The 13,898-nt window shown below is 65.7% G+C and carries 12 protein-coding genes; 6 read left to right on the top strand and 6 right to left on the bottom strand.

What is annotated here, in order from left to right:
• Nucleotides 1-207: 207 nt before the first annotated feature.
• From F1D05_RS30125 to F1D05_RS41170, 6 genes are read right to left on the bottom strand one after another with little or no spacing between them, the layout of a single operon-like run.
• Nucleotides 208-3,273 (bottom strand): PIG-L family deacetylase, encoded by a 3,066-nt coding sequence (locus tag F1D05_RS30125; RefSeq protein WP_185443781.1) that lies wholly within the window; start codon nucleotides 3,271-3,273, stop codon nucleotides 208-210.
• A gap of 27 nt (nucleotides 3,274-3,300) precedes the next feature.
• Nucleotides 3,301-4,110, bottom strand: coding sequence for a carbohydrate ABC transporter permease (locus F1D05_RS30120; protein WP_185443780.1), 810 nt, complete (start codon nucleotides 4,108-4,110; stop codon nucleotides 3,301-3,303).
• Nucleotides 4,107-5,006: a carbohydrate ABC transporter permease gene (locus tag F1D05_RS30115; protein ID WP_185443779.1), complete on the bottom strand. Its 900-nt coding sequence runs from the start codon at nucleotides 5,004-5,006 to the stop codon at nucleotides 4,107-4,109. Before F1D05_RS30115 ends, F1D05_RS30120 begins: the two co-directional genes overlap by 4 nt.
• Complete coding sequence (locus tag F1D05_RS30110) at nucleotides 4,981-6,363, bottom strand: extracellular solute-binding protein (protein WP_185443778.1); 1,383 nt, start codon at nucleotides 6,361-6,363, stop codon at nucleotides 4,981-4,983. Before F1D05_RS30110 ends, F1D05_RS30115 begins: the two co-directional genes overlap by 26 nt.
• A 24-nt stretch (nucleotides 6,364-6,387) precedes the next feature.
• Complete coding sequence (locus F1D05_RS41175; protein ID WP_246486092.1) at nucleotides 6,388-7,062, bottom strand: carbohydrate kinase family protein; 675 nt, start codon at nucleotides 7,060-7,062, stop codon at nucleotides 6,388-6,390.
• On the bottom strand, nucleotides 7,025-7,516 hold the full coding sequence (locus tag F1D05_RS41170; protein ID WP_246486091.1) for a hypothetical protein: 492 nt from the start codon (nucleotides 7,514-7,516) through the stop codon (nucleotides 7,025-7,027). Before F1D05_RS41170 ends, F1D05_RS41175 begins: the two co-directional genes overlap by 38 nt.
• A gap of 95 nt (nucleotides 7,517-7,611) precedes the next feature.
• On the opposite strand from F1D05_RS41170, the gene F1D05_RS30100 reads away from it, so the two are divergent.
• The 6 genes from F1D05_RS30100 (at nucleotide 7,612) to F1D05_RS30075 (ending at nucleotide 13,788) form a co-directional block, all read left to right on the top strand.
• Nucleotides 7,612-8,379, top strand: a complete 768-nt coding sequence (locus F1D05_RS30100) for a DeoR/GlpR family DNA-binding transcription regulator (protein ID WP_185443777.1) — start codon at nucleotides 7,612-7,614, stop codon at nucleotides 8,377-8,379.
• Nucleotides 8,376-9,713, top strand: a complete 1,338-nt coding sequence (locus F1D05_RS30095; protein WP_185443776.1) for a 6-phospho-beta-glucosidase — start codon at nucleotides 8,376-8,378, stop codon at nucleotides 9,711-9,713. Before F1D05_RS30100 ends, F1D05_RS30095 begins: the two co-directional genes overlap by 4 nt.
• A gap of 111 nt (nucleotides 9,714-9,824) precedes the next feature.
• Complete coding sequence (locus F1D05_RS30090; protein ID WP_185443775.1) at nucleotides 9,825-11,687, top strand: glycoside hydrolase family 15 protein; 1,863 nt, start codon at nucleotides 9,825-9,827, stop codon at nucleotides 11,685-11,687.
• A 229-nt stretch (nucleotides 11,688-11,916) separates the two neighbouring features.
• Nucleotides 11,917-12,858: a ferritin-like domain-containing protein gene (locus tag F1D05_RS30085; protein ID WP_185443774.1), complete on the top strand. Its 942-nt coding sequence runs from the start codon at nucleotides 11,917-11,919 to the stop codon at nucleotides 12,856-12,858.
• A gap of 520 nt (nucleotides 12,859-13,378) precedes the next feature.
• Nucleotides 13,379-13,525, top strand: coding sequence for a hypothetical protein (locus F1D05_RS30080; RefSeq protein ID WP_206685881.1), 147 nt, complete (start codon nucleotides 13,379-13,381; stop codon nucleotides 13,523-13,525).
• Nucleotides 13,504-13,788 carry a carbohydrate ABC transporter permease gene (locus F1D05_RS30075; RefSeq protein ID WP_206685880.1) on the top strand — a complete coding sequence of 95 codons (285 nt, stop codon included), beginning with the start codon at nucleotides 13,504-13,506 and terminating at the stop codon, nucleotides 13,786-13,788. Before F1D05_RS30080 ends, F1D05_RS30075 begins: the two co-directional genes overlap by 22 nt.
• The last annotated feature ends 110 nt before the right edge of the window (nucleotides 13,789-13,898 follow it).

Here is a 13,898-nt window from a genome sequence, read left to right as displayed (position 1 = left end):
TGATGTCGCGCGCACCCTCGGCAATGGAACGTGAGAGGAGGCTGTGGTGTGAGGAAGGCTGTATCCACAGTGGATCTGGCGCGTGCCTGGGCTACCCGGGTCAGGACGTCATCGGGGCTCTTCAGCTGAACAGCTCGAGGTGCGGACACCAGGACGGGCTTGCCGGCCGGTCCCCGCCCATCGGGGCGGGGACCGGCCAAGCTTCGGCTACCGCCGCAAGCGCAGGTCGAAGGCCTGGACTTCACCCTTTGTGGTTTCGTACGAGAGCAGCAGCCGTCCGTCTGCCCGCAACCTGTCTCGCTGGGCCGCGGTGATCGGGATCGAGAGCTGCCGAGTCTTCGTGGTGATCGCGCTGGTCGTCTGTTTGACGACGTGACCGCTCATGTCCGGCGACCAGGACGGGTAGCCGCCGTCTGTGACCGCGCAGGGAGTCAACCCGTAGTCCGGTTCGGGATCAGCTGCGGGAGAACAACTGGTGGTGTAGACCGGGATGGCCCCGATGAGTCCGGACCAGAGGAACAAGTGAGCCGTACCCGAACCGCTGGACGAAACGTCAAGGTCGACGGACGATCTGGACAGCTTCGCCTTCTGCACTTTCAGCTTGTTCGTCGCGGGCGCCGGCACCCGTCCCGAGATCGGTACGCCGTTGCGCGCCGACTGGGCGATCGTCTGCGGAGAGAGAACTCCGTTCAGGTTGGGGTTGGACACGTCCGGGGCGGTCGGAGTCGTCGGCCGCCCGGCCGGTGGGATGTACCCGGTCAGAGCAGCCTGCCCCCAGCGGTACGGATCGGATTGGACAGAACCGAGCGCGGACCAGCCGAGCCGGGTGCTCATATCGATGTGCCGCAGCGTGGTCGTCCCCGCCGCCGAGGTGTCATCGTTGTCGTACGGCGTGATGTTGAGGCCCAACTTGGCGGGGTCGACAGCCGCGGGCAGGTCAGCCAGCGGGATCTTGACCTCGAGGTCGTAGCCACCACCGGCGTACGCGTGCGGCGTGGTTGTCTCGTTGCTGCCAACCCAGGCGGCGTTCGTCGCCACCTGAACGCCGGGCGCGTTGCCGATGCCGAGCGGTCCAGTGGAGTAGCCCTGGTGGTTGTCGGCATCGCGTTCCCAGCAAGGCCCGTTCGCGCCGTTGCCGTTGCGATTGGCCGGGTCGTTGGTGAACGGGAAGATGCCGAGCTTGAAGGTGTTCGCTGTGTCTTTCAGAACCTCCGAGGCATTACCGCGAGGGTCGAGCAAGATCTCCACCGAGTCTGCCTGCCAGTGCCCGACACACTCTTCGGACGTGACCGCATAGGACTGGTAGTCGTCGCGGACATGGATGAAGAAGTACAGCGCGTCGTCGGACCAGTTGACCTTCGCCGTACTGCCTTCTCCGGTAGCTGAGACTCCGCAGTCGTCAACGCCGGTGCAGCCGGCTGCACCCTGCCAGATCCGGCCAAGGTCGAGCGTGGCGCCGGCGTACTCACCAGGTGACGCTGTGCCGTCGACGACCGGTGCGGTAGATGCCTTCGCAATTGCGGTAGCAGGAACCAGAGACAGCGTCAGGGTCTCGTTGCCCGTGCCGGCCGGTGCACTGTAGGTCGTCGTGATCGGAATCGACACGTTCTGCGCTGCCGGCAACGCGATGTCGGTGTTGGTGACCTGGAAGGTCACCGTCGTCTCAGCTCCTGCGGCCAGGCTCGGGTACGGCTTCGAGACCGCGTCCGCCGTGAAGTTCGGCGGCAGTGTGAGCCCTACTGTGCCGCTCTGCGGCTGGTTGGACCAGTTGTGCACGACTACCGGTACTGCAAGGGTCTTACCGATGGCCATCGACTGGATCGCGGCCGATCGGCCGAGCCGAGTTGCCTGCGGAGCGGTCTTGGCAAGCCACTGGTCGTACTCCTGCCAGTTGCCCCACCGCTGGAACCTGCCCTCGGTCGGAGAGACGATCCGTACGACGTTGTCGGTGTAACCGGTCTTCGAACCGCTGGTGTAGAGCGCGGAGATCCGGGCGTTCACGTTGACCGGAGCGGTCGTGCTCGGGGTGACGGTGAACGTGATCCTGGTTTCACCACGATCCGAGACCCAGCCGACCTGCTGCGGCGCACTGACAGTCCAGCCCTGGGGCACGGTCAGCGCAACATCGCCTGGCCGCAGCCGGCCTGAGCCTGACTTGAGGTGAAGTGTCGCCTGGAACGCCTCCCCCGCCACGTTGAGGAATCGCGAGAAGGTCAGGTACTCCAGCGTCCCCCTCGGTAACCCACCTGGGTCCGGCTTGGTCGCGCCGAAGAGGATCGCGTCATCCATGCCCGCCGTCGGGTTGGCGGTGCCGTCCGCGGCCACGTTCGGCTGGAACGGAACGAACGACTGGGTCATCCCGAACCGCGAACAAGCCGGCACCGAAGTTCCCTTGTACATCACCCGACTCTGCGTCGGATAGGCCGATCGCCCTTCGTCGGCCACCTGCTGCCAGCTCTTCGGCGTACCAGCCGGTTGAGCCTGCAGGTTGCCGGCCGGCCACTTGTATGGCGAGTCGTAGCCGGTCCAGACACCGGCAACAGTGTCCAGGTTTCCGGCAGCCGGGACAAAGCCCGTCGCGCAGTTGGCAGCCGTAGTCGTTCCCCCGGTCCCGGCAGTGCTGCCACCGGAGAACACCTTCTTCACCTGCCACGTGCTCAGCGCACCCGGTCCACGCAACTGCTCCGGGAACTTGGTCGGATCAGCAGCCGCCAGCACACCTTCCCAGATCAGTCTGCCCGCCTGCTGGTGGTTGCCGTGCCCTGCCGCGAGCGTCGGCGTGAACCCGATATAGATCTCCGGCTGCGTCGTCCGGATCACGCGCGTGACGCGGCGCAGGGTCTCCTCGGAGTCCCAGAAGTACTTCGTCAGCGGGGCGCTCTGGTTGTAGAAGAAGTCGATCCGGTCCAGGTTGAAGATGTCCACGGTGCCGGACCGGTAGTGCGCGACCCGGTCCTCGTTCTCCCGCCGCAACCCGAGGTCCGGACCCAACTCGGGACCAGCGGAGTTCCCGCCACCCTCGCCGCGGGTGACCATGATGATGCCGCACTTGGTACCGAACTGCTGATGCCACACCCCACACGGCCCGATGATCGAGGTGTCGTCGTCGGGATGGGCCCACTCCCCCATCACGTCGATCTTCGTGTCGGGACCGGCGACATACCGGCCGGGCGGACTACCGCCGGCCTGCGCCGACGCAGTGGCCGCGAGGCTACCTAGAGGGATCAGGACAGCGGCTGCCAGCAGGGCAACCATCGTGCGGTGACGCTTCATTGCTGTCTCCTTGGCGGGGGATGCGGGCTATTCCCTCACAGCGCCTTCGAGCATGCCCGCGATGAAGTGGCGCTGGAGGAAGAGGTAGAGAACGACGACAGGCGTCGCGACGATGACCGCACCCGCTGCGAGCAGGGTGAAGCCTTGGGTGTACTGCCCCTGGAAGAAGGCCAGGCCCAGTGGTGCCGTTCGGAGGCTCTCGTTGGTCACCATCACCAACGGGATCAGGAATTCGTTCCAGGTCCACATGAAGACCAGCACGGTCATCGTGATGATCGCTGGTCTGGCCAGCGGGACCAGGATCTGCCAGAGCAATCGCCGGGTGGATGCACCGTCCAGCCGGGCGGCCTCGACCAGCGCGCGACTCGACGAGCGGAAGTAGGCCCGCATCCAGAAGGTGCCGAAGGCAACAGATTGGGCGACCTGGGGAAGCGCGACCGCCCAGAAGGTGTCGGTCAGGCCGAGCGACCGCAGGTCGAAGTACAGCGGCACCACGATTGCTTCGCTCGGCATCATGATGCCGAGCAGGAAGAGGTAGAACAACGGACCGGAGCCGCGGAACCGCATCACCCCGAAGGCGAATCCGCTGAGGATCGACAACAACACGCTGACCAGTACGACGAAGACCGATACGGCCACACTCATCCGCAGATAGGTGCCGAAATGCCCGATCCGCCAGGCGTCGGCGAAGTTGCCGAGGCCCGCAACGGAGGAGCCAGTACCCTCGTCGGGAGGACCGAGGGCGGACTGTACGACGGTCAGGATCGGCGCGAGCGCGAACACTGCGAACGCGACCAGCACAATATAGTTCGCCGACTTCTCGGCCCGCGAGATCATTGGGCTGTGTCCCGGTCGCCGATCCTGTTGATCACCAGCGAGATCGCCAGGATCACGAGCGTCAAGGTGACACCGACCGCCGCCGCCGAACCGACCCGGCCCAGCTCGAAGGCCCGGTGATACACCTCGTACGACGGAACCGAGGTCGAATTGCCAGGACCGCCGCCGGTGGTGACATAGACCAGATCGAAGGTCCGCAAGGCCGCGATCACCGTCAACGTCGAGGCCACAGCGATCTCACCACGCACGGAGGGCAGCGTCACCGCGAAGAACTCCCGGACCGGACCGGCACCATCTAGCCTCGCCGCTTCATACAGGTCTCCGCTGATCCTGCTCATCCCGGCCAGCAGTAACACCGTCACGAGACCGGTCTCGAACCAGGTACCGACGAAGCCGACCGCCGGCAGCGCCAGTGCGTAGTCGCCGAGCCAGCCTCTCTGCAAGGAGTCCAGGCCGAGCGCGCCGAGCAGCTCGTTGAGGCTGCCGTCGGGTGCGTAGATCCTGCGCCACGCAACCGCCACGACCACCATCGCCACCACCTGCGGCAGGAACACCACGGTCCGGAAGAACGGCAGCCCCCGAACCTTGGCCCGGTTCAGGATCGATGCGAGCAGCAGTCCGACGCAGACCGGGACGACCGCGAAGAACACGATCAAGATCAGCGCGTGGCCGAAAGCACTGCGCAGGCTTTCATCACTGACGATCTCGCGATAATTGTCGAGGCCGATCCAGCGCCCCAGCGTCAACCCGTCCCAGTCGTAGAACGACAACTGGACGGCGCGAAGCAACGGATAGAGCAGGAAGGCCGCGTAGACGACGAACCCCGGCAAGAGGTAGAGATAGGCGATCCGCCGGGGCTCGCCGGGCGGGCTACCCGTTCTTCGCGGCGAAGGCACCGTAATCCTTCTCCAGCCGGTCGACGAACTGGTCCGGGGTCGTCTTGCCGGCCAGCAGATCCTGTAACGCCGCACCGATCGTGTCGTACATCGTCGGAGTCGCGTAGTCGAGATACGGCACCAGCCCGCCCGCCTGGACGGTCTTGCCGAAAGCGTTGAAGACATCCTGCTGCAGGCCGGGCGAGACGTGCTGGGTGGCTGTGTCCGCAACCGGCAGGTTCCCCGTCTTGGCGAGCGTCGCCATCGCGTCCTGGCTGGTGATGAAGTTGAGGTAGGCCGCCGCTGCTTCCGGGTGCTTGCTCTTGGCCGTGATCGCGAACGGGAGTCCGGTCCCGCCGGTGGCCAACGGCTTTGCGTCAGCCGATGCACCTGGAGGCACTATGAAGCCGACGTCGTCTCCCATCGCCTTGCCCAGATCGGCCTGCAACCAGGTGCCGGCGATCAGGTAGGTCCCCTTACCCTTCGAGAAACCCTGCCAGGCCGGGTCGTAGTCCTGACCGTTGAAGCCCTGGTTGAAGTAGCCCTTGCCAACCCAGTCGGTCAACGTCTGCGCGGCCTTGAGATTCTCCGGCGTCTTCCAGGTCGCACCCTTCCGGCCGAACGCTAGTTGTTTGATCGTGTCAGCAGAGGTGGTCCGTCCTTGGACGGTGCCGAAGACATGGATCGCGGGCCACTTCTCCAGGTTGCCAAGTACCAGTGGCGGCTCCCCCTTGGCCTTCAAGGTCGCCAGCGACGACTGGAACTCGTCCCAGGTCATCGGCGGCTGCACACCGGCTGCGGCAAGCTTCTTCTTGCTGTAGTAGATGCCGACGATCTCGCCAACCTGCGGCAGCCCGTACAGGTTGCCCTGCCCGAACGTCTTTCCATCAGCGCTGTACGACGAGTACTGCCGCACCGACTCGGGGTAGCGCTTGTCCCATCCGTACGCCGCGGCGTACGGATCGAGGGGTACGAGTTGGTTCGCCTTAACGAACTCGCCCATGTCCGAGCGGCCATTGTTCGCCTCGACCACATCGGGCGGCTCGTTGCCGCTCAGCGCCAGCCGCAGGGTGGTCTTGAGGTCGTCGAAGGACCGGGAGACCCGCTTGAGCTTGATGTTCGGGTATTTCGCCTGGAACGCGGTGTTCAGCGCAGTCATCTGGGCAGCCTGGCCGCCGCGGACCTCCTGGTCCCAGACCAGAAGCGTCACGTCGCCAAGCTTGGCGGCGTCGGTCTGCACTGAAGATGCCGTCGCCTGCGGAGGTGGCGCCGAGGTGTCCGAGCCCGGCGTACAGGCTGCGAGAGCGGTGACCAGGCTCAGGACCCCGGCGGTGAGGGCGAGTCGGGCTGTCGGCTTCGATCGGGAAGAGCGGATCATGAGGTACTCCGTACGTTGTGGCGATCAGATCGGGGTGACGTCCGCGTTCCGGGCGATGGTGGCCGCGGCGCGACGGACCGCGCCGACAGGGACGGTGGGAACGATCTCGTCGAGGAACGCGTACCGGCTTCGCAACGATCGGCTGTAGCTGGACTTGTCAGGCGAGTCGCGAAGTTCGTGCCACCAGTCGGCGATGTCTCCCCAACCGGGTGCTGCGAGAGAGCCACCGAACTGCTGGACGGCCAGAGCCGAACAGAGCGTGGAGAAAGCGAGTCGGTGGTCGAGCGGCCAGCCGGCCAGCGTGCCGACAACGAGTCCCGCGCCGAAGACGTCACCCGCCCCGGTCGGGTCCAGCGCCGGGACACGGAGTGCCGGCACCCGGGCTTCTTCGCCGGTGTTCGCATCGATTGCCAGGGCGCCCTCCCCACCATTGGTGACGACAGCCAGGGGTACTCGATCCGCCAGGGCGTACAGGGCGTCTTGCGCGGTCTCGGTGCGGGTGTACGCCATCGCCTCTCCCGCATTGGGAAGGAAGGCATCGCAATATTCGAGCTGATCCAGCACGGACATCGACCATGCACCGCTGCCGTCCCAGCCGACATCCGCGAAGACCAGGGCGTCTTCCTTGCGAGCCAGGTCGACCCAGGTCGGATGGTCTGGATCACCCAGTGTGTCGACGTCCCCGAGGTCGACAATCACAGCTCGGCTCCGTGGTGGCTGGCCGATCATCTCGGTGGCCGAGACCGGTGACGGGTGGCCGTGGGTCACCATGCTGCGGTCGCCGGCGTACGCCACCGAGACAGTGACAGGCGAGTGCCAGTTGTCGAACCTCCGGGACCGGCCCGAGATCGACGTGCTCTTGCTGGGACAAGGTCCGCCAGCAGAAGTCCGCGTAATCGTCGTCTCCGAATGCCGCCGCCAGCGAGGTCCGCAGACCGAGCCGACTGGCCGCGATCGCCAGGTTGGCCGTGCCACCCGGCGACGACCCCATCCCCTCGGCCCAGACCTCGGTTCCGTCGGCAGGGCGGTCCGGCAGCCCCGTGAAGATGATGTCGAGGAACACCGTCCCCCACAGGAAGACATCGAACTCTGCGCCTCCGGGGGCACGCCGGCCGGCCAGTGGGTCATACGTCGTGTCCGGCATGTCGGCCATCTTGCTCCTGACATACCTGACCTGGCAAGCATTTCTGATCAAAAATACGCGGACACTGCGCGCTTCTGACTGATAATGACTGGTATCTTCGGCAGGTGCGACATCAGCGGCAACTCGAGATCGTGCAGCGGCTGCGGACCGACGGAGCCACCTCGGTGGAGGACCTGGCCCGCATGCTCGGGGTCAGTTCGGCGACGATCCGCCGGGACCTGCAGCACCTCGACGAGGCGGGTCGGATCACCCGGGTGCACGGTGGCGCCATGATCCCCGCGGGCGACTCGGAGGACGCCGACGTCCAGCGCCCATTCGCCACCGTGGCCGCCAACGAGGCTCCCGACAAGCGCGCCATCGCCCGCCTCGCGGCCACCGTTGTCAGCGACGGCGACGTGATCCTGCTGGATGTCGGGACCACTACCCAACTGTTGGCCATGGAGCTTCGCGGACGCAGGATCACGGTGATGACGACGAGCCTCGCAGTACTGGACGTGCTGCGCGACGACGCGGCGGTCGAGCTCATCTTGTTGGGCGGCTGGGTGCGGCGTGCCTACCACTCACTCGTGGGGGTGCTGACCGAGGACGCGTTACGCCAGGTCCATGCCGACCTCGCCTTTCTGGGTGCCAGCGGCATTCGCCGCGACGGCGAGGTGCTGGACACCACCCTGGTCGAGGTTCCGATCAAACGAGCCCTGATCGAAGCCTCTGATCGATCCGTCCTGCTGGCCGATCCGCACAAGTTCCCAGGGACAGGCAAGCTCAGGGTCTGCAATGTCGCGGATCTCGACATGATGGTGACCAGCGCGGGGGCCGACCCCGCGACGCTGCAACTGTGCGCTGACAAGGGAGTGGAGGTACGGACCGCATGAAGCTGGCCATCCTGGGCGGTGGAGGATTCCGCGTCCCGCTCGTCTACGGCGCAGTGATGCGTGACCAGGGCACCCAACGAGTCGACCAGGTCTCCCTGTACGACGTCGCACCCGGCCGGCTGGACGCCATCGGGCAAGTCCTTCGACAGCTCGGCGAGGAACAGGAACAGCCACCGCGAGTGGAGACCACAACCGACCTGAACGTCGCCCTCGAAGGCGCCGACTTCGTCTTCTCGGCAATCCGCGTGGGCGGACTCGAAGGGCGCACCGCAGACGAACGGGTGGCGCTCGATCTCGGCTTGCTCGGACAGGAGACCACCGGGCCCGGAGGGTTGGCCTACGGACTGCGCACCCTGCCCACCGCGGTACAGATCGCCGAGCGCGCGGCCCTGATGTGCCCGCAGGCCTGGGTTATCAACTTCACCAACCCTGCCGGAATGATCACCGAGGCCATGCAGCAGATTCTAGGGCAGCGGGTGATCGGGATCTGCGACTCGCCGATCGGACTGGGACGCCGCGCGGCCCGGGCATTGGGACACGATCCGGATCGAACGTCGGTGTCGTACGCGGGGCTGAATCACCTGGGATGGCTCACCGGTCTGGGCCACGATGGGCGGGATGTCCTTCCCGAATTGATCCAGGACGACCAGTTGCTGGCCACGATCGAGGAGGGCCGACTGTTCGGCGCCGAGTGGATCCAAGCGCTCGGCTGTCTGCCCAACGAGTACTTGTACTACTACTACTTCACCCGCGATGCAGTGAGATCGATCCGGGGCGGCGCCGAGACTCGAGGGGAGTTCCTGCTGAGCCAGCAGCGAACCTTCTACGACGCTGTCGCCGCGCGGCCCGGCACGGCACTGGCGCAATGGCGACAGGTCCGCCAGGAGCGGGATGCCACGTATATGAAGGAAGGGCGGACCGCCGAGGAGTCACGCGACGCCGCCGACATCGCAGGGGGCGGCTACGAAGGGGTCGCACTGGCAATCATGGCGGCGATCACGCGCAACGAGCGCGCGACGATGATCCTCAACGTACGCAACGGGGCCACGATCCCGGGCCTGCCGCCCGAGGCCGTCGTTGAGGTGCCTTGCACGGTTGATGCGGATGGCCCCCATCCCCTGGCGACCGCTCCACTGCCAGGCGACCAGCTAGGTCTCATCCAACAGGTCAAGGCCGTCGAGCAACTCACCATCCAGGCAGCCGGCACCAGATCCTCCGCCCTTGCGGTCAAAGCATTGGCGCTCCATCCACTGGTCGACTCCGTGAACACCGCCCGCACTCTTCTGCGCGGCTACCGCAGCCGCCTGCCCGGCTTGGACAGCCTCCTCGACTGAGCAGATGGCGCTGCGTTGCCGGTGACCGCGTCGGGCTGGTCCGGATTACCGTCGGACTACGCAATCTCGCTGTGCTTACAACATGGTGGGAGGTGCGATGGAATGGCTTCCATGAGCGACGTACCTCTTCATCGGCATGCCTTGCTGTCTGACTGTGGTTCGGCTGCGCTGGTGACGGCGGACGGCTCGATCGACTGGCTGTGCCTGCCTCGGTTCGACAGTCCACCGGTGCTGGGGAGATTGCTGGATGATGTGGCCGGACACTTTCTCATCGCTCCTGCCGCTGGCGGCTACACGTCGACGTGGCGCTACCTCCCGTCGAGTCTGGTGCTGGAAACGACGTGGAGAGCTGTAGATGGCGAGCTAGTAGTCACCGACGCGATGGCGCTCGGCGCGCAGGAACACGGACATGAGTTGGGCCGCAGCGCGCCCGGGGTGCTGCTGAGGCATGTGCGCTGCACGCGGGGCTCGGTAGCGGTGCGGGTGGAATTCGCGCCCCGGCCGGAGTTCGGGCTGGTTCATCCACGGTTGACATTGGCGCCCGGAGCGGTTATCGCCGACGGCGGTTCGCAGGTTCTGATGCTCAGCACCGATGCTCACCTGCAAATCGCCGCCGGGTGCGCGACCGGTGACTTGATACTCCGGCCCGGCCAGCAGGTGACCTTCGCTCTGCAGCAATGGGATCCGTGGGGGCCGTCGGCGAAGGTGTGGAAGCCCCGCAAGATCCGTCGCCGACTGAAGGCGACCGAAACATCATGGCGATCATGGTCGAGCCTTCATCAAGCCTATGAAGGGCCGCTGCGCACCTTGGTGCACCACAGCGGAGTCGTGTTGCAGGCACTGACCTACGCGCGAAGCGGCGCTATCGTAGCGGCGGCGACGACCAGTCTTCCCGAGGGCGTGGGATCCGGCCGCACGTGGGACTATCGATATACCTGGATCCGCGATGCCAGCATGACTCTGCAAGGTCTGTACGTGGCGGCCTGCCCAGACGAGGCAGCCCGGTTCTTTGCGTTCCTGACCAGGGCGGCGGCGACACAACTCGAGCGAGGTCTGCCGTTGCAGATCATGTTCGGCGTCGGTGGCGAGCGCGACCTCTCCGAACGCGAACTCTCGCACCTTTCGGGGTGGCGGAACAGTGGGCCGGTGCGGGTAGGAAATGGCGCCTGGGCGCAGCAACAGCTCGATGTATACGGAGCGCTGCTGGACGCGGCCTATACGTTGAGGCTGCAGCTGGGTGACCTGGACGAGTCGACCCGGTTGTTTCTGCGATCGGCGGTCAACGCGGCAGCGGTCCGGTGGCGGGAGAACGACCAGGGAATTTGGGAATTTCGTGGCCAGGCGCGCCCGTTCCTGCACAGCAAACTGATGTGCTGGGTGGCGCTGGACCGCGGCATCCGCATGTCGGACCAGCTCTCCGTCACTGCCGGTCAGCTAGCCGATTGGATCCTGGTCCGGGACGAGATTCGCGAAAGCATCCTCGCCCGTGGGTGGAGCGAACGCGTCGGCGCCTTCACGCAGTCGTTCGGATCGGACGAGGTCGACGCGTCGGGTCTGCTGATGGCGATCATGGGCTTCCTCCCGGCATCAGATCCACGCCTGCTGTCGACGATCGCCGCCATCCAGAACAGTCTGCAGGACGAGCGAGGTTTGCTCTATCGATATCAAGGCGACGATGGCTTCGAGCAACCGGAGGGCACGTTCCTCCTTTGCACCTTCTGGCTGGCGCACGCTCTGGCGCTGACGGGCCAGACCGAGCAGGCCCGAGACATTTTGCTGAGGGCCGCTGGCTACGCCACCGACCTCGGTCTCCTCGCCGAGCAGGTCGATCCGGTCAGCGGCGAACTCCTCGGGAACTTTCCACAGGCGTTCAGCCACCTCGGACTCGTCAATGCCGCTCAGGCGCTCGCAGAGGCCGAGGCGGCAAAGCGAACTGCCGATGTCGGGCGTGCGGGGCGATCGCGATCAAGCTGAGATCGCCGTGTCCAGGTCCCCCCTGTCCACGCTCTGCGCACGCGGGCTCAACGATCAGCGCCGTACCCGCAAGGTCGAGGATCTTCTGACCAATTGACACCCATCCGGCGGCGTGGTGGCTCCGAACGACTGGATGGTCGGCGCCGTCTCCTCGTGGGGCGGGCCGGCTCCAGGTCCCCGTCGGGGTTCCGCCCACCTGAGTGGATTCTCGCCATCAGGAGAGAAGCTCATGTTCGACAAGCTGTTCATCCGCAACGCCATCAACCGCAGCGCCGAGAACGACGTCGATCGACGCAGGTTCCTCAGATCGGCCGGGGTAGCCGGGATCGGGGTGGCTGGAGCTGGGCTCCTGACCACCAGTACGGCGTCAGCCGCCCTCGGCCTCCACCATGACACCGCCAAGCCGAGCGACGGGGCGGTGCTGAACTTCGCCCTCAACCTGGAGTACCTCGAGGCCGAGTTCTACCTGCGCGCAGTCCGTGGCTACGGCCTGCCCGCGTCCGAGATCTACGGCAGGGGCAGGCCGGGCGGCGTCCGCGGCGGCCGGAAGGTCAAGTTCCAGTCGAAGATCGTCAAGGCGTACGCCCAGGAGATCGCCGCTGACGAACTCGCCCACGTGAAGTTCCTCCGGGGAGCACTCGGAGCGGCCGCGGTCGCTCGCCCCTGCATCGACATCGACGCCGCGTTCAGCGCGGCAGCGACTGCGGCTGGGCTGATCAAGCCGGGCCAGAAGTTCGATGCCTACGCCAACGAGAACAACTTCCTGCTGGCCGCCTACGTCTTCGAGGACGTCGGCGTCACGGCGTACAAAGGCGCCGCACCGCTGATCACCAACAAGACCTACCTCGAGGCCGCCGCCGGCATCTTGGCGGTCGAGGCGTACCACGCGGCCAACATCCGCACCACGCTGGTCGCCCGCGGCCTGCAGACCCCGTCTGTCGCGATCTCCAACGCCCGCGACAGCCTCGACGGCCGTAGCGACCTCGACCAAGGCACCATCTTCCACGGCAAGACAAACATCGTCCCCACCGACGCCAACGGCATCGCCTTCAGCCGTAGCGCCGGTCAAGTCCTCAACATCGTCTACCTCAACCCCAAGAGCGTCACCAAGGGCGGCTTCTTCCCCAACGGCGTCAACGGCGCCATCAACACCAGCGCCAAGAACGCCTGACGAACCTCGGCCGCCGGATACCTACCTCCCGTCCGGCGGCCGACCGCCACAGGAACCGGCTGGTCGCCCCCGGTGGGGTGGCCGGCCGAGGTCCTGTGGCGGGCCAGTAGGTGATTGCGCAACGACCTTGCCTGAGAGCCGACCAGGAACGGGGCGACTGCCTTCGGGACGTCTGCCTTGGCGATGCCCTGCTCGAACGGGCACTGGCAGACACCACCTTCGGCTTTCAGGCCGAGCAGGTTACCGACTGGCCCCGAGCACACGCGCGCACCGCCGGCTCGGGGGTGATGCCGGACGAAGACGTCCGGCTACTGCTCGGCTATCTGTTCGATGGAGTCGACAGCCTGGCCGAAACACGCCGAATAGACAACGAGATCGACACTCTGCCAGGGTTGAGCGGGCTTCAGCTGGTCGAGCGAGAACAAGACGCCGCCACGGCATCAGCTGAGCTGATTCCCTCGAACCGCAGGGCGTCGAGGCTTCCTTGGATTCGTCGCCTCGGTGCCCTGCTTCATCCCGCGTGTCAGCTGGGCTGCCGCGGTCGCAGTGGATCTTTGACGAGAGTACGGCGATTCCCTCGCTGGGCCAGATGTCGGTCTGGGGGTTCGGCAACGTCGCTGTCATCTTCCTGGCGGGACTGCAGGCGTGCGACGGCAACTACCGCTGATCCTGCCATCGTTCTTCGGCACGGCCGTGTTCAACATCTTCCTGCTCCGGCAGTTCTTCTTGTCCATCCCGTACGAGCTTGATGAGTCGGCGTACATCGACGGGGCGACTCCGTTCCAGGTGTACTGGCGGATCATCCTGCCGTTGCCGAAACCAGCACTGGCCGTGGTCGAGGTATTCACCATCCTCAACGTCTGGAACGACTATCTCGGGCCGTTGATCTACTGGAACGACGCGAACAAGTACACGCTCGCGATGGGGTAGGCATCGTTTCCAGGGCACTTACACGGCACAGTGGGGTTATCTGATGGCAGCCGCGGCCGTGGTGCTGCTGCCGATCGTCGTGCTCCTCGCCTTCGCCCAGGAGTACTTCG

This window comes from Kribbella qitaiheensis (assembly GCF_014217565.1).
Classification (GTDB): Bacteria; Actinomycetota; Actinomycetes; order Propionibacteriales; family Kribbellaceae; genus Kribbella; species Kribbella qitaiheensis_A.
Note: the sequence above shows the minus strand (reverse complement) of the source record. Positions and strands in the feature narration are given on the sequence as shown.

Coding starts and splice junctions, on each gene's coding strand:
- F1D05_RS30125 (WP_185443781.1), bottom strand. CDS start 3,273: ATGAAGCGTCACCGCACGATGGTTGCCCTGCTGGCAGCCGCTGTCCTG.
- F1D05_RS30120 (WP_185443780.1), bottom strand. CDS start 4,110: ATGATCTCGCGGGCCGAGAAGTCGGCGAACTATATTGTGCTGGTCGCG.
- F1D05_RS30110 (WP_185443778.1), bottom strand. CDS start 6,363: ATGATCCGCTCTTCCCGATCGAAGCCGACAGCCCGACTCGCCCTCACC.
- F1D05_RS41170 (WP_246486091.1), bottom strand. CDS start 7,516: ATGGCCGACATGCCGGACACGACGTATGACCCACTGGCCGGCCGGCGT.
- F1D05_RS30095 (WP_185443776.1), top strand. CDS start 8,376: ATGAAGCTGGCCATCCTGGGCGGTGGAGGATTCCGCGTCCCGCTCGTC.
- F1D05_RS30090 (WP_185443775.1), top strand. CDS start 9,825: ATGAGCGACGTACCTCTTCATCGGCATGCCTTGCTGTCTGACTGTGGT.
- F1D05_RS30085 (WP_185443774.1), top strand. CDS start 11,917: ATGTTCGACAAGCTGTTCATCCGCAACGCCATCAACCGCAGCGCCGAG.